The sequence below is a fragment of the Stutzerimonas tarimensis genome, from assembly GCF_042648805.1.
Classification (GTDB): domain Bacteria; phylum Pseudomonadota; class Gammaproteobacteria; order Pseudomonadales; family Pseudomonadaceae; genus Azomonas; species Azomonas tarimensis.
The window spans coordinates 60,237-75,814 of record NZ_JBHRXZ010000012.1; the positions used below are offsets into that span (position 1 = coordinate 60,237).

Annotated in this window: 12 protein-coding genes; 5 read left to right on the forward strand and 7 right to left on the reverse strand. The window is 64.9% G+C overall.

What is annotated here, in order from left to right; translation table 11 throughout:
- Window positions 1–54: 54 nt before the first annotated feature.
- Together ACFOMF_RS04350 and ACFOMF_RS04355 are read right to left on the reverse strand one after the other, a co-directional pair.
- Window positions 55–336: a hypothetical protein gene (locus tag ACFOMF_RS04350; RefSeq protein WP_386361601.1), complete on the reverse strand. Its 282-nt coding sequence runs from the start codon at window positions 334–336 to the stop codon at window positions 55–57.
- A gap of 59 nt (window positions 337–395) precedes the next feature.
- Entirely contained in the window at window positions 396–1,007 is a 612-nt protein-coding gene (locus ACFOMF_RS04355; RefSeq protein ID WP_386361603.1) for an arylesterase, read from the reverse strand.
- Window positions 1,008–1,018: 11 nt separating this feature from the next.
- On the opposite strand from ACFOMF_RS04355, the gene ACFOMF_RS04360 reads away from it, so the two are divergent.
- Together ACFOMF_RS04360 and ACFOMF_RS04365 are read left to right on the forward strand one after the other, a co-directional pair.
- Window positions 1,019–1,699, forward strand: coding sequence for an ABC transporter ATP-binding protein (locus tag ACFOMF_RS04360; protein WP_386361605.1), 681 nt, complete (start codon window positions 1,019–1,021; stop codon window positions 1,697–1,699).
- Window positions 1,696–4,200 (forward strand): ABC transporter permease, encoded by a 2,505-nt coding sequence (locus ACFOMF_RS04365; RefSeq protein WP_386361606.1) that lies wholly within the window; start codon window positions 1,696–1,698, stop codon window positions 4,198–4,200. The genes ACFOMF_RS04360 and ACFOMF_RS04365 overlap by 4 nt, the downstream gene beginning before the upstream one ends.
- 71 nt (window positions 4,201–4,271) lie before the next feature.
- On the opposite strand, the gene greB is transcribed toward ACFOMF_RS04365, so the two are convergent.
- The gene (gene greB / locus ACFOMF_RS04370) at window positions 4,272–4,745 is read right to left on the reverse strand and encodes a transcription elongation factor GreB (protein ID WP_386361608.1); all 474 of its coding nucleotides are present in this window, start codon (window positions 4,743–4,745) and stop codon (window positions 4,272–4,274) included.
- Window positions 4,746–4,995: 250 nt separating this feature from the next.
- Between greB and ACFOMF_RS04375 the strand changes: the two genes are divergently transcribed.
- Window positions 4,996–7,569 (forward strand): bifunctional diguanylate cyclase/phosphodiesterase, encoded by a 2,574-nt coding sequence (locus tag ACFOMF_RS04375; protein ID WP_386361610.1) that lies wholly within the window; start codon window positions 4,996–4,998, stop codon window positions 7,567–7,569.
- Window positions 7,570–7,603: 34 nt separating this feature from the next.
- Here ACFOMF_RS04375 and ACFOMF_RS04380 read toward each other — a convergent pair whose 3' ends face one another.
- On the reverse strand, window positions 7,604–9,010 hold the full coding sequence (locus ACFOMF_RS04380; RefSeq protein WP_386361612.1) for an MltF family protein: 1,407 nt from the start codon (window positions 9,008–9,010) through the stop codon (window positions 7,604–7,606).
- A gap of 132 nt (window positions 9,011–9,142) precedes the next feature.
- Between ACFOMF_RS04380 and ACFOMF_RS04385 the strand changes: the two genes are divergently transcribed.
- The gene (locus ACFOMF_RS04385; protein WP_386361614.1) at window positions 9,143–9,976 is read left to right on the forward strand and encodes a TatD family hydrolase; all 834 of its coding nucleotides are present in this window, start codon (window positions 9,143–9,145) and stop codon (window positions 9,974–9,976) included.
- An 89-nt stretch (window positions 9,977–10,065) separates the two neighbouring features.
- Window positions 10,066–11,532: a methyl-accepting chemotaxis protein gene (locus ACFOMF_RS04390; protein ID WP_386361616.1), complete on the forward strand. Its 1,467-nt coding sequence runs from the start codon at window positions 10,066–10,068 to the stop codon at window positions 11,530–11,532.
- 3 nt (window positions 11,533–11,535) lie between these two features.
- Here the strand turns inward: ACFOMF_RS04390 and ACFOMF_RS04395 are convergent, their stop codons facing one another.
- From ACFOMF_RS04395 to ACFOMF_RS04405, 3 genes are read right to left on the reverse strand one after another with little or no spacing between them, the layout of a single operon-like run.
- Window positions 11,536–13,536 carry a transglutaminase TgpA family protein gene (locus ACFOMF_RS04395; protein ID WP_386361813.1) on the reverse strand — a complete coding sequence of 667 codons (2,001 nt, stop codon included), beginning with the start codon at window positions 13,534–13,536 and terminating at the stop codon, window positions 11,536–11,538.
- On the reverse strand, window positions 13,536–14,501 hold the full coding sequence (locus ACFOMF_RS04400; RefSeq protein ID WP_386361618.1) for a DUF58 domain-containing protein: 966 nt from the start codon (window positions 14,499–14,501) through the stop codon (window positions 13,536–13,538). The genes ACFOMF_RS04395 and ACFOMF_RS04400 overlap by 1 nt, the downstream gene beginning before the upstream one ends.
- Before the next feature lies 1 nt (window position 14,502).
- Complete coding sequence (locus tag ACFOMF_RS04405) at window positions 14,503–15,411, reverse strand: AAA family ATPase (protein ID WP_386361620.1); 909 nt, start codon at window positions 15,409–15,411, stop codon at window positions 14,503–14,505.
- Window positions 15,412–15,578: the final 167 nt, after the last annotated feature.

The window sequence follows — 15,578 nt, forward strand, 5'->3', positions numbered from 1 at the left end:
GTAGTGTTGGAGCGATTGTACGCAAAACGAACAGCAGATCGTAAGGCTGGCCTATTACCAAAGCGCCTGTGCCGAAGGCAACCCCTTGCGTCTAGCGCCCAGGCCTGCCTTGCAGGACGAACAGAGACGACGGTCGCGAAGGAGTCTCGTATCGAGCTCCAGCCATCGCGGGTTGGCCGGAAGCAGGCCGCCGCAAAGCGTGCGATCGATTGGCCCATTCAGGTCCAACTGACGTGCGACCAGATGGAGCCGGCCTTCGCGACAGGCGAACAAGTCGTACTGCTCGTCCGGTTCGATCAGCCGATAAGCGTGCAGGCTCCGGAAATGGGCGGGCATCAAGAGGCTCCGTGAACGGGGGCGGCGCTAAGCGCGGCGACAGTAGCCGTAGCACGGGTTCAAAGCAAGGATTCGAGCGACTCCCAGGCATTCTCCAGTAAACGGGACTGCGCCACCGCCGCAGGATGGATGCCGTCTTGCTGCATCATGCCTTCCACCCCACCCACGCCCTCGAGAAAAAAGGGCACATAGGCGACATCCTTTTTTTCGACAAGGTCGTCGAATGCCTGAGCGAACTCTTCGGTATAGCGACGACCAAGATTCGGCGGCAGGCGCATGCCCAGCAGCAGCACCTTCGCACCGACTGCATGGGCCCGGTCGATCATGACTGCAAGATTATGTTGCATTTGCGCCGGTGGCTGACCGCGCAGGCCGTCATTGCCTCCCAATTCGAGTATGACGATCACCGGCTGATGCTGCTCGAGCAGCCTATCGATGCGGGCTACGCCCCCGGTAGTGGTTTCGCCGCTGACCGAGGCATTGACCACCTGATAGTCCAGCGCCTGTTCATCGAGGCGCTGTTGCAGCATGTGCACCCAGCCCTGGCTGGTATCCATGCCAAAAGCCGCACTGATACTATCGCCGACCACCAGCACATTACTTGTACCAGCGACCGCCATCTGCCCCCAGCACAGCAGCGTCAGAGCCAACCCTTTCACCCAACTTCGCATCTGGATACTCCATGACGGCCCGCATACTCACTGCCCGGCACCTTAGCAAAGTGGTCACCAGCTCGGAAGGCGAACTGCGGATCCTCGACGAGCTGTCGCTGACGCTGGAGGCAGGTGACAGCCTGGCCATCGTCGGCACTTCCGGATCCGGCAAATCGACGCTGCTGGGCCTGCTTGCCGGGCTCGACACACCCAGTGGCGGCGAAGTGCTGCTCGCTGGCCAGTCGCTGGGTAGCCTCGATGAGGATCAACGGGCGCGCCTGCGTGCCGAGCATGTGGGCTTCGTGTTCCAGTCCTTCCAGCTGCTCGAGACCCTCAGCGCCCTGGAGAACGTGATGCTGCCACTCGAGCTGCACGGCCGCGCCGATGCGAAGGCTCGTGCCCGCACCCTCCTGGAGCGGGTCGGCCTGGGCGCGCGAGTGCAGCACTACCCACGCCAGCTGTCGGGAGGCGAGCAGCAGCGGGTCGCACTGGCGCGCGCTTTTGCAGCCGAGCCGAAGATTCTGTTCGCTGACGAGCCGACCGGCAACCTGGACACCCGGACCGGTGCCCATGTCACTGAATTGATGTTCGAGCTGAACCGTGAGAGCGGTACCACTCTGGTGCTCGTCACCCATGACGAGAGACTGGCGGGGCGCTGCGCCAGGCTGCTGCGGCTCGAGGGCGGACGCCAGGTAGAACCTCGCGAATGACCGGCATGCCCCTGACCCGACTGTTCACCTTCGCCATCCGCCAACTCCGGCGCGAAGCCCATGCGGGCGAGCTGCGTGTGCTGTTTTTCGCCCTGGTCATCGCTGTGGCGTCCAGCTGTGCGATCGGATACTTCGGCGCTCGCCTGAACGCCACGATGCAGCTTCGCGCCAGCGAATTCCTCGCCGCGGACATGGTACTCAGCGGCTCTGCCCCTGCGTCCGCGGAGCAGATCGCCGAGGGCACCGCCCGCGGGCTTGCCCACGCCCGGCTGGTGGAATTCTCCAGCGTCATCGCCACGGATGCCCAGCTCCAGCTTTCCAGCGTCAAGGCTGCCGACAGTGCCTACCCGCTGCGTGGCCAGTTGCGCAGTGCCCCGGCGCCGTATGGGGCAGAAGAAACTGGCCCAGGCCCCGCACTTGGTGAAGCCTGGGCCGAGGCGCGTCTGTTCGCTGCCCTCGACCTGCAGGTCGGCGATTTCATCGAGGTCGGCGAGCAGTCGCTGCGCCTGACTCGTGTGCTGACCTACGAGCCAGACCGCGGTGGCGACTTCTACAGCCTCACCCCGCGCGTGCTGATGCATTACGACGACCTCGAAGCGACCGGCATCGTGCAGCCGGGCAGCCGGGTGCGTTTTCGCGAACTCTGGAGCGGTGCGCCAGGCGAGCTTAGTGCCTATCGACAGGCTGTTTCTCCCCTGCTCGCGGTACACCAGCGACTGGAGACGGTGCAGGACGACAATCGCCAGATTGGCGGCGCGCTGGAGCGCGCCGAGCGTTACCTGAACCTTGCGAGCCTCGCTGCGATCCTCCTGGCCGGCGTGGCAGTCGCCCTTTCCGCTAGCCGCTTCGCCAGCCGAAGGCTCGATGCCAGTGCGTTGTTGCGCTGCCTTGGGCTATCGCGCCGGGAAGCGCTGCTGCTGTATGGCACGCAACTGGCGCTGCTCGGCCTGGTGGCGAGCATCATCGGCGCACTGCTGGGCTGGTTTGCGCAGCAGGGGTTGTTCTTCCTCCTGCGCGACCTCCTGGCGCGGGAGGTACCCCAGGCAGGGCTCGCGCCTGCCCTTACCGGCATCGCCACTGGCATGGTCGCGCTGGCGGGCTTTGCCTTGCCGCCTCTGGCAGCCCTGGGTCGTGTACCACCCCTGCGCGTACTGCGTCGCGACGCACTACCTGTTCCGCTCGGCAGCTGGGTCGTCTACGGCACCGCAATAGTCGCGCTAGGTCTGATCATGTGGCGGCTCAGTCTCGACCTGCGCCTCACCCTTGCGCTACTGGGCGGTGGTGCACTGGTCGCGTTGCTCCTCGGGGGGCTTCTCGTGCTCTGCCTCAAACGGCTGCGCCGGCTGCTCGGCAATGCCTCGCTGCCCTGGCGGCTCGGGCTCGGGCAATTGCTCCGCTATCCGGTAGGGGCAGCCGGTCAAGTGCTGGCATTCGGTCTGATCCTGCTGGCCATGGCGCTTGTCGCCCTGTTACGTGGCGAACTCATGGATACCTGGCGCGACCAACTGCCCGATGACGCGCCGAATCACTTCGCGCTCAACATCATGCCCGACCAGCATGAGGCCTTCCGCGCCCGGGTCGAGGCGATGTCGGACTTCGCTGCTCCGCTTTACCCGATCGTCCAGGGCCGGCTGGTCGCCATCAACGATCAACCGGTCCGCCAACTGGTGAGCAAGGAAAGCCAGGGGGAACGCGCAGTGCGCCGCGATCTGAGCCTGACCTGGGCAAGCGAGATGCCCGAGGACAACCGCCTGCTCGCTGGCCAGTGGTGGGATGACGCGTCCCGGGGGCCGCTGCCGGGCGTATCGGTCGAGTCCGAACTGGCCGAAAGCCTGGGCGTTGGCCTTGGCGATCGGCTGACCTTCGATATCGCCGGGCAGGCGCGGGAAACGCAGGTGCTCAGCCTGCGCGAGGTGGACTGGAACACCTTCCGGCCAAATTTCTACATGATCTTCGAGCCCGATGCGCTGGATGGAATGCCGGTGACCTATCTCACCAGTTTCCACCTGGCCCCCGGCCAGGAGGCCGAACTGGTTCGCCTGGCACGAGACTTCCCGGCGGTCACGCTGTTGCAGGTAGACGCGCTGCTGGCACAGATCCGCGACATCGTTGCGCAGGTTTCCCTGGCAGTGGAGTACGTGCTGCTGTTCGTGCTTGCTGCCGGGTTCGCCGTGCTGTTCGCCGGGATGCAGTCGACGCTGGACCAGCGCATCCGCCAGGGCGCTCTCTTGCGGGCGCTCGGCGCGAAGAAATCATTGCTGCAAAGGGCCCGACTCGCCGAGTTCGCCCTGATCGGCGCCTTCAGTGGCTTGCTGGCGGCCCTGGGCTGCGAGCTGATTAGTGCGCTGCTCTATCGCTATGCCTTCGACCTGGCCTGGCAGCCTCACCCCTGGCTGCTAGTGCTGCCCCTGGTCGGTGCCGTGCTGATTGGCGCAGCCGGTGTGCTGGGCACCGGAAAAGCATTGCGTGCCAGCCCGCTGATGCTGCTGCGCGAAGGCTGAGCCGGTCCGGCCTCGCCAGAGTCGCCTGGCCGGGAAGCATGAGCCGGAGGAGCCCGTCCAGGCACAACCGGCTAGGGTTGGTAGTCAATCCGGTTGACCCACCAGTAAACCTCGCCTTCGGGCGTGCGAACCAGGGCCTCGTCGCCCACGGCCTTCTTCAACAACGCGCGGGCCATGGGGGCGTCGATGGAGATGTAATCCTTACGCCCATAGATCTCATCGTAACCGACGATGCGAAAGCGCTTCGTCTCGCCCTCCTCGTTCTCGACCTCGACCCAGGCGCCAAAGAATACGCGCCCTTCCTGTTCCGGCGAATATTCCACGACCCTCAGATCATCCAGCCGATTACTCAGGTATCGCACCCGCCGGTCGATCTCCCGCAGCAATTTCTTGTTGTACTGGTAATCGGCGTTCTCGCTGCGATCCCCGAGCGATGCCGCCCAGGCGACCTTCTGGGTGATTTCTGGCCGTTTTTCCCGCCATAGATGATCGAGCTCCTTGCGAAGCGCCGCATGACCTTCCGGTGTGATCAGCCTGGTACCCACTGTAACCCCCTCCTCTGAACGCATGGCGCACGGATCATACAAGAGCTGGCCAGGGCTTCATCCATCTGCCTACTGCGGCACTGAAGACCGCGATCCGTAGCAAGCGAAGCGCTGCGGTGCGCGCCCCTTTTCGACCGCTGGTCGGAAGCCATCCGCCCGGCCGCAACATGTCGGTGGCCTCGCCGATATCGAGTTTGCACGCGCGTGCCACCGCCACCTGGCGGCCTATACATCTCTTTCGGAATCGCCCATGAGCCAAACCGCGCCGCCGTCCGCCTACACCGAAGCCGCCGGGCACACCGCGACCGCCCGCCGGGCCTCGCGCGTGCTCGTCATGGTGATCGCAGCGCTGTTCGTCCTGACCTGCCTGGCGCTGGTCTATCTGTGCGCTACCCTGGATGCGCGCCAGGTGACTCACAGTGAGGTGGATGCGGCACGAGTCATGGAGGCCAAGCGCGACAAGATCGGCACCGCTCTGGTCGACTACGCCTTCTGGATCGATGCCTATTTTTATATGGGGCGGGTCGCTGAGCCAGTCGACCTGACCTGGGCGTTCGATGGCGACAACATCGGCCCCTCGCTGTACACCACCTACGGCCTGGACGGCGTCTTCCTCGTCGACCCGGATGTCGCCACCCGCTATGCCATCGTCGAGGGCGAACAGCGCGACATCGCCGCGACGGACTGGATCGAAGGCGACCTGCCGACCCTGCTCGAGCAGGCGCGCAAACAATCGCTGATGGACGACTTTGCTCTGGGCTACTTCTCCGTCGCGGGCGTGCCGGCCATGGTCTACGCCGCCGTATTGCGGCCGGACAGCTCTCACGCGGACTTCAACGGGCTGTCCTATCTGCTGTTCATCGATGTGCTCGCCGAGCACAAGTTGGCGGCTCTGGGCGAGGCGTTCGAGCTTCACGAACTGACGGCCAGCATGGCCTCACAGGAAGACGCGCAAAGTCCGAAGCTTGTGCTGCGAGATGACCAGGGCGCTGGCATGACGCTGCAGTGGCGCAGCGACGAATCCGGCAAGGACCTGTTGATCCAGTTCATGCCCCTGTTGTTGCTCCTGGGCGGCCTCTGCCTGTTGATCGTCTGCCACCTGTGTCGACGCATCAGGCACGCAGCCGACATGATCGACGCAGCCCAGCAGGCGCTTCGCCTGAGCGAGCAGCGCTTTCGCAACATTTCGGAAGCCTCGTCGGACTGGATCTGGGAAACCGATGCGCACCAGCAGATCGTCTACGTCTCCGAGCGCTTCAGCCAGTTGACCGGTTTCGCCCCAGCGCAATGGATCGGCAAGCCGTTCAGCGCCCTGCTCGATCATGACCCGCAACTGTTCCGTGCAACCGCCGAGGCTGCCGGTCCGACTGCACGCAAGCCTCTGCATTGCCAGATGACCGACAGCCAGGGCCAGCTCCGCTATTGTCAGGTGGCGAGCCGGGCGGTCCGCCGGGGCGACACCATCGTCGGCTATCAGGGCACTGTGTGCGACATCACCGAGGAGATCGAGGCCAAGGCGGAGATCGAACATATCAGCCAGCACGACAACCTCACCGGCCTAGCCAACCGGCACCGTCTGAACCGCTACCTGGAACAGCGCCTCGCTGATCGGCAGCACACCGACCGGCCGCTGCACGTCCTCACGCTCGACCTTGACCGCTTCAAGCCCATCAACGACACCCTTGGCCACGCGGCGGGCGACACCGTGCTGCGAGAAGTCGCCAAGGCCCTGCGTGGCTGCGTGCGCGATAGTGACCTGGTGGCGCGCCTGGGTGGCGATGAGTTCGTGGTGGTGGCCGTGGACATGAGTCGGCGGCAGACTGAAGCGCTATGCGAGCGGCTTCTGAGTGCGATCAACCAGGCGATCCCGGTGGGAGAGTCCGAGGTCAACGTCGGCACCAGTATTGGCGTCGCCGCGTCACCCACCGACGGGATGACTCGGGAAGATCTGCTGCGCTTTGCCGACGTCGCCCTGTACGAGGCCAAGGCCGGTGGGCGCAATCAGTTCCGTTTCTACGAGCCGGCAATGAACGAGCGCATCCTTGAACGGCGCAAGCTGGAGATGGACCTGCGCCACGCGCTGCGGCGCCAGGAGCTTCATCTGAAATTCCAGCCGCGATACCAGACCGCGACGGGCAAGCTGGCCGGCGCCGAGACGCTGGTTCACTGGCAGCATCCCGAGCGCGGCTGGCTCGCGCCTGCCGCCTTTTTGCCGTTGGCCGAGAGCACGGGGCTGATTTCTGAATTAACCGACTGGATGCTCGAACAGGCCTGTGCCCATGCGATGGCCTGGGGCGAGGGGCTGATCGTTTCGGTCAAGCTGACGCCGCCCGACTTTCAACGCGAGGACCTCTGCGAGCGGGTCCAGCGGGTATTGGAAGCCAGCGGAATCGAGGCGTCGCGCCTGGAGCTGGAAATCCCCGAAGGCGTGATGCTCGACGTCAGCATTGACGCGCTGGCGGGCATGAACCGCCTCAAGGCGCTGGGCCTGAGACTGGCCATGGGCGATTTCGGTACGGGTTATTCCTCGCTGAGCTACCTGCGCAGCTTCCCTTTCGACGGGCTGAAGATCGACCGCAGCTTCATCGCGGATCTGCAGGATACCCAGGGCAGCACCGCCATCGTCCAGGCACTCATCGACATGGGCGGCGCCCTTTCGCTGACCGTGACCGCCGAGGGCGTCGATACCGCCGAACAGCTCAACCAGGTCACCGCCATGACCTGTCACCAGGCCCAGGGGTTCTATCTGGGACAGCCGATGGCGCCCGTCCAGTTCCGCCAGCTGACCACTGAAAGCCACCAGGCCAACGCACCGGTGGCTTGACCACCGTACCCAGGCGCAACGTCAGTTGCCTGTGCTAGCGGCTGACGCTGCGGGTAGCGCCCTCGAGCAGGTAGCGCTCACGATCATAGGCAAGGTGATACTTGTTGACGCTGTTGACGTAGCTGACCACGCCCATACCCATGGTTTCCATGGCAACCCGTTCCACCTGGAAAAACCACTGGTTGGGGTTGAGTCCGCGCCGGCGGGCCTCGGCACGCAGCGCCTGCACCCGTTGCGGCCCGAGGTTGTAGGCCGCCAGCGTAAAGGCCATCCGCTCGCGTTCGTTGAACCGCGGGCTGGCAAAGAACTGGCGGCGAATGCTGTCCAGGTAGCGGGTACTGGCCAGCACGTTGTTGTCAAGCTGGTGGATGTTGCTGACACCCACCCCGGCGGCTGTCCTTGGCATCACCTGCATCAGCCCCACGGCACCCGACGCACCTCGGGCTGCCGGATTGAGGGTCGACTCCTTGAAGGCCAGCGCAGCGAGTCCCAACCAGTCGAAAGACATCTCCTCGGCGAATCGCTGCAGGGTCGGCCTGACCTTCTCCAGGCGCTGACGGCCCACGACGTCGAGCGGGTAGTGGACCTTGTACAGGCGCCGGTAAACCCGCTCGAAGGCAGCATCCAGGTTGGCCGGGCTGCGATAGTCGCGCAGGAAGCGGTCGGCGCTGGCCTGCAACATGCTGGCTTCGCGGCGAAAGAACCAGTGCATGTCGCGCGGCTCCCCAAGACTGACCTGGCGCTCGATACGCAGCTTCGGTAACACCTTGGCCCATCGCTCGGCAATGCTCTGCTCCACCAGCGTGGCTGGATAGATGCCCGCCTGGACCATGTCCAGAACGTCCTCCACCGCCAGACTCGGGTCGACCCATTCGATGACGATCGGGGCCTTCTTGCGCGCCATCAGCTCGTTGTTCAGCCGCGCCAGCCTGGGCCCGGCCGCGCTGCCTGGTGCCAGCGCCACGCTGCGTCCGGACAACTGCTCTAGGCTCTGGTAGACACGAGTACCCTGGCGAGTCACCAGCACCAGGGGCACCTGCGCTACCACGGCTCGACTAGGTGCCACGCCGCTGGCCTCGAGCAGTTCCCCGGGCGCCACCAGATCGCCTTCGCCACGTAACAGGGCGCCGAGCAACTGATCCTTCGCCCGAGGTATGAGCTTGAGGGAAATGCTGGCGCCATCGGGTGCCTGGGCGTTGAGGTGCTGGACGAAAGCTCGCAGGCGCACGTACTCAACCCCGATGGCTTCACCCTTGACCTCGCCCGAGCTGTTGCGACTCTGGTTGATCAGCACCCGAAGTTCACCGCTTCGGCGGATTTCGGCGAGGTCCCGGACCGATGGGGCCTGCTGCCAACCTTCCGAGGGGCCCACGACCCGCGCGCTCACCGGCCAGGCCGAGAAGAGCATCAGGCAGAGCATCAGTGGCAGGAATCGCATCATGCGCGTACCGTCGAATCACCGCGGCAGCCGTTGCCGCGGTAAAAGGCGAAAGGTTCGCACAGCGTTGCGCTTTCGGCCAGCGACAGCCGCCGAAACGCCCTCCTCCCTGGTCTTGCCCCCCGAGAGTCATTGATGGAACTTGTCGATATAGGCCTCAACCTCACCCACGAATCCTTCTTGCGCGACACCCCCGAGGTGCTGGCCAGGGCCGCCGAAGCCGGGGTCGTGCAAATGGTTCTGACAGGCACCAACCTGGCCGAAAGCGAGAAGGCCCTGCAGATGTGCCACGAGCTCGATCCGCAGCGGCACAGGCTGTTCAGTACCGCAGGCGTTCATCCGCATGACGCCCGCCACTGGACCGCAGACAGCGCCCGGCAGCTGGCGGCACTGCTGGCCGAACCGCAGGTGCGGGCAGTGGGAGAATGCGGTCTGGATTTCAACCGGGATTTCTCTCCCCGGCCCCTGCAGGAGCGCGCCCTGGAAGAGCAGCTGGAACTGGCGGCGAGCCTGGGGCTGCCGGTATTTCTCCACGAGCGGGACGCCTCCCAGCGGCTGTTGGAAATCCTGGGGCCCGTGCGGGATAGAGTGAGCGCCGCGGTCGTTCACTGCTTCACCGGCGACAAGCGCGCCCTGTACGCCTATCTCGATCTTGACCTGCACATCGGCATCACCGGCTGGATCTGCGACGAGCGCCGCGGCACTCACCTGCATCCCCTGATGAAGGACATCCCCGCAGAGCGGCTGATGCTGGAGAGCGATGCGCCCTATCTCGTACCCCGCACCTTGCGCCCACGTCCCCGCAGCAACCGCAACGAGCCGGCGTTTCTGGCCGAGGTGCTGCGCGAGGTGGCGCTTCACCGCGGAGTCGCCGAGCAACAGCTCGCGACCACCAGCACCGCCAGCGCCCGGGATTTTTTCGCCCTGCCTGATATGTCCCTCAAGCTTCCCGAACAGGCGCCGCTATAACTTGCGTGGGTTGATGCGCATCAAGCTGGCAACCCGGAGGGCACGCATAATGCCCGCTCACAATAACGAGCCGAAAGAAGTGGAGCATCATGGGCGCCTGGATCCGAGATCTGTCACTGCGATACAAATTCTGGGCCGTGAACATGGTGGCTTTCGTCACCACCCTGTTCGTGGTGTTATTCGCCATGCACCTGGAGCAACGTGCACGAGGGGCTGACGCCCTGGAGGCCGCCCGTGCCCAGGTTGCGTTGATTGAAGCCTGGCCGGCCGCCGCCCAGTTGCCGGCCGCCAGCGGGCTGCTCGTCTTTGCCGCAGGACAGGCGCCCACGTTCGCAGGTGTCAGGTTACAGCCGGGATGGAACGCGCTTGCGCATGACCGGGCTTTCGGCACCGATCCTGTTTCGAACGTCTACCTCGCCGTGCGTGGCGATGGGCAGCAATTTGCCCTGCCGGTCAGGGTGCCTAGCCTGAGGCAAGTGCTGTTCGAGCATTTCCTCGCTTATGCTCTGGCTGTCGCGGTACTGATGACGCTGCTGCTGGCGGCCTCGCAACTGCTGATCGCGTTTCTGCTCAGCCATCTGAACACCTTGAAAGACGTCATGCTGCACGTCGAGCGTAGCGGCGACCTGTCGGCCCGCGTCCCGCTCAACAGCCGCGACGAGGTCGGCCAGATGGCCACCGCCTTCAACGCCATGCAGGACGGCTACGCCCGGGTCGTGGGCACCGTATCCCAGGCCGCGGCGCACCTTGATCAGGGCGCTCGCTACCTGGCGACGAGCATGGACGAGGTGCGCAAGGGCATGGTCGGTCAGCAGAGCGAAACCGACCAGGCGGCCACGGCGATAAACGAGATGACCGCCACCGTTCATCACATCGCCCAGCATGCCGGCGATACGCGGGACCAGTCGCAAGGCGCCGATCGTCTGGCCAGCGACGGACAACAGGTGGTGGCGAGAGTCGAGAAGTCCATTGCCGGACTGTCCATGGGTGTGCAGCAGACCGCCGACATGATCCAGCAACTGGCTGCCGACAGTCAGAAGATCAGCGGCGTGGTCAATGTCATCCACAGCATCGCCGAACAGACCAATCTGCTCGCCCTGAACGCGGCCATCGAAGCCGCCCGGGCCGGCGACATGGGGCGGGGGTTTGCCGTGGTCGCCGACGAAGTTCGCAACCTGGCGCGCCGGGTGCAAGACTCCACCGACGAGATCACCCGGATGATCGGCGACCTCCAGTCGGGCACCCGCGATGCCGTGGAATTCATGCAGGAAAGTTCTCTCAAGGCCGACGACTGCGTGCGGGAAGCTTTGGAGGCCGGCGAGGCATTATGCGCCATCACCGCTGCAGTGGCCCAGATGCGCGAGAGCAACACGCAGATCGCCGTTGCCGCGCAACAACAGAGCCAGGTTGCCGAAGAACTGAACCGATCAGTCACCGGCATTCGTGACGTCACCGAGAACACCGTCCAGCAAACCCTCGCTTCTGCCCGGACCAGTGCCGAACTGGCTGCGCTCTCCGGTGAGCTCAGCAAGGCCATCCACCAGCTCAAGCTCTAAAGCCTAGCCCTGGAGATCAGGCTCCACCGCCACGCGACGCCACGGCAGGCGTCGCTTGAGCTTGCGCAACGCCAGCTTCAGCTCGTTGACCGAATAGTCTCCCGGGGCGTATTTCAGACGCTCGTACACCTCTGCGAAACGCTCGATCTGCTCGGACTGGTAAGGCAGCGCCTTGGCCGCGCGATAGGCGAAGTCCCGCGGCCCTTCGCCCTTCTGGCGAAACACGCCTTGCCTGGCGAGCAGCCTTTCATAGCGCTGCTGGAGCCGCTGCACCGCATCGGTCTGGCGTTGCCAAGGTCGTAGTATCAGGAGCGCCAGCACAAGGATCATCACCGTCAGCAAGGCCGCTGTCAGCAATCCAAGCCAGCGAAGATCGCCGAGCCAGCGTTGCAGCAGTTGCTTCTGCTGCTCGCCCTGATAGCCCAGCACCCAGCGCTGCCAGCCGTAGTTGACGTGGTCCCAGCGCAACCGCCAGTCATTCAGCCAGCCAATCTCCCGGTAGCGCAGCAGTGACAGCGGTTGCCCTTCGAGAAAGTCCTGCTCGGCTTCCAGGGCTTGCTCCAGACCGAACTGGATGCGCTCGGGCGCTACCTGAAAGGTGGGGTCGACCCTGATCCAGCCCCTCCCAGGCAGCCAGTACTCCACCCATGCATGGGCGTCGAACTGATGCACGGACAAATGCCCACCCACCGGATTCACCTCGCCACCTTGGTAACCCCCCACCACCCGCGCCGGGATCCCGGCCGCGCGCAAGGTAAAGGTCATGGCGCCGGCGTAATGCGCGCAGAAACCGGCGCGGCTGTCGAAGAGGAAGTCGTCGATGCTGTCGGCGCCGGCCCGGGGCGGCTTCAAGGTGTAGACGTAGGGCTGCTCGTTGAAATGCCGCAGAAGGCGCTGCACCAGCTGTTCGGGCTCTGGCTCCTGGCGGCGCAGATCGAGCGCCCAGGCACGAGTCCTGGCATTGCCCCGAGCAGGCAGTTGCAGCGCTTCGCGCAAGCTGTCGGGGGCGTCCGCCGGTTCGCGCAGCGCCTGCGGCCAGGACACCATGTGGTAGAGCAACGGTGAATTGACCGGGCGTGTCCGCTCCACATGGAAATCGGCCATCATCCGCGCCTCTCCAGGCTCGACCCTCGGCGTATCCAGGGTAAACAGCCAGGGCTGACCACTCGGCTGCATCACCACGCTGTAGGCGACGGGTTCGCCACGCGGTTCCCAGGCGGGCTCCTGTGGACGACGCGCATTGCTCGAGCGGCTCCAGCGTTGTCCATCGAAGTGCTCGAAGGTGATCGCGCGCCAGTACAACTGGTCCCGCGGCGGGATCTCGCCGTCGAACGTGACCCGAAAGGCCAGCGCCCCGGATTGGCTGAGCTCCGCGATATCGCCAGGCGCAATGCTTTCGGCAAGCCCGGAGCGCGCGCGATCACTCGGTTGCGGCACGCCCCACAGCGGCCCAGAACGGGGAAACAGCGCGAACAGCACAAGCATCAGGGGCAGCGCCTGAAGCAGCAGGGAGCCGGCCAGGCGCAATCCCACCCATGGGCGCGTCACGGTCGTGCTCTGATGCAAACCGATCATTGCGGCCAGCAGAGCGGTGACCGGCAGCAGGCTGTAGACCGCGGCCAGCATGCCGTCGTCGAAAAGATAGCCGGTGACTACCGCGAAGAAGCCGAGGAATATCACCACCAGGGCATCCCGCCGGCTGCGCATTTCGACAGTCTTGAGGATGAAGGCGGCGATCATCAGCACCGCTCCGGCTTCAAGACCCACCAGGCTACCCCGCGACAGGTAGACCGCGAAAGCCGTGCCGAGCATCAACACCGCCTTGACCCAGGACCTGGGGTAGAGGGCACGCATGCGATAGATCTGCAGGCGCCACCAGGCGCAGCCCAACCAGAGCGCGATGATCCACAGCGGCAGGTGCTGCAGGTGCGGCAGGATCACCAGGATCTGCGCCACCAGCAACCAGAGCAGGCTGTTGCGCGGGATCGTCTCGCCGGGCTTCATCACTCGTCTTCCCCGAACAGCGCCAGGGCCGTGAGGCAGGCGTCCCGATGACGAGGACCGCTGTCGGGCTCGATCCGCTGGCCGGGCAAGTGCAGACAGAAGGGCCGGTCCTGCTCGGTAAGGGCGATCACCCAATGGCAGAGCCTGGACAAGCGCGCTTCGGTGTCCCCTTCGAGGACGGCGTAGTCGAGCGTCAGTTGCCCCCCGCCGAGGGCGGAGAAATCCTTGGTCAGCAGCCCCTGTTCTCGGGAGAAGGCCTTCCAGTCGACTCGGCGAATCGATTCACCCGGCTGCCAGCTGCGCAAGCCCTGGTAATCGTCGCTGCCGGCCCCCGTGACGCGACCACCGTCGGCCTCGAGGTCGTCGCTACCGTCTGACAAGGGAGGCAACGCTCCTGACTCCGGCTTGGGATAGACCAGCGTCGCGAGGTTCAGGTCGATCGAGCTCCATGCCACGAAAACACCGAGAGGGAAGCGTGTTTCGACCCGCAGACGGCCAGGCCTGAGCCTGCCTCGCCGCTCGGCCGGGCGCTCCAGGGTGAGGTCGCAACTGCCCCGGGCCGGGACTTCGACGCTGCGCAACTCCTTGCCCGACCAGCCCAGGGCAATGGCCTGATGGGGTCGGCCGGCGCTTTCCAGGCGAACGCCGAGGCTCGCGGTCTCCCCGACGAACACGGCAGGGGCCGATCCACCATGCAATTCCAACCCCGCCAGATTGCGGTAGGTATGGAGGATGGCGATGACAAACAGCGAGCCCAGCAGGAAGGTCAACGCGTAGGCCAGGCTGTTCTGATAATTGACGGCCGCCAGAAGCATGATCACCAGCGCGCAGAGAAAGGCCAGACCGACTCGCGTGGGAAGGATGAAGATCCGCCGATGATCGAGACGCACGTAGGGTGCCGCAGGGGCCCGGCGGTCGAGCCAGCGCTGAAAGACAGCACGCGGCACAGCGGGCAGAGACGCCATGCTAGAGCGCCGGGACTTCGCTGAGCAGCCAGTTTGCCAGCAAGCCGCCGGTGCTGTCGCTGCGCTCGCGTACCCGATGGCTCACCACCGCGGGCAGCACGGCCTGCACGTCTTCCGGGATGACATAGTCGCGATGGGCCAGGTAGGCCCAGGCCTTGGCCGCCGCCAGTAGCGCGAGGGTCCCGCGCGGAGACAGCCCGCAGGCGAACCGCGGCTGGGTCCGGGTCGCGTCGGCCAGGCGCAGGATATAGTCGGCCAGCGCTTCGCTCACCCGCACGGCGGAGGCTTCGGCCTGGGCGGCGGCCAGGGCGGCACGGTCGAAGACAGGCTCAAGACGGGGCAGCATTGCCCGCCGCGAATCGCCCAGCAGCAGCGCCTTTTCTGCAGCGCGAGCTGGGTAACCCAGAGAAACGCGCATGAGAAAGCGATCGAGCTGGGATTCGGGCAGGGGGAAGGTGCCCCCCTGGCTGACCGGATTCTGCGTGGCGATGACAAAGAAGGGCTCGGGCAGCGGACGCGTGGCGCCCTCGATGGTCACCTGCGCCTCTTCCATGGCTTCGAGCAAGGCGCTCTGTGTCTTTGGCGTGGCCCGGTTGATCTCGTCGGCGAGAATCAGTTCGGCGAAGATCGGCCCCTGGTGGAAGACGAAACTGCTGCTTTGACGATCGAATACCGAGGTCCCGAGAATATCCCCCGGCAGGAGGTCGGCGGTGAACTGGATTCGCTGGAAGCCGAGCCCCATGACCCGGGCCAGGGTGTGGCTGAGGGTCGTCTTGCCCATCCCCGGTAGATCTTCCAGTAGCAGATGTCCTCGCGCCAACAGGCAGGTCACGGCCAACCGAACCTGCTGGTCCTTTCCTAGCAATACCTGATTGATCGCCGCCAGGCTGGCTTCGAGTCTTGATCGCATGGTTCAGTCCTTTACCCAACTGCTTGATCCTACTGGGGTGCCAGAGGCGAGCCAAGCGCGCCAGTGACGATCCTTCTACATTTCGATAGCGAAACCGCCTTTTCGTTGCTGCAAGTCACTCGCGGTTTCGATCATTGAGCGAGGCGGTTGCCACTACGCGCCCTTGT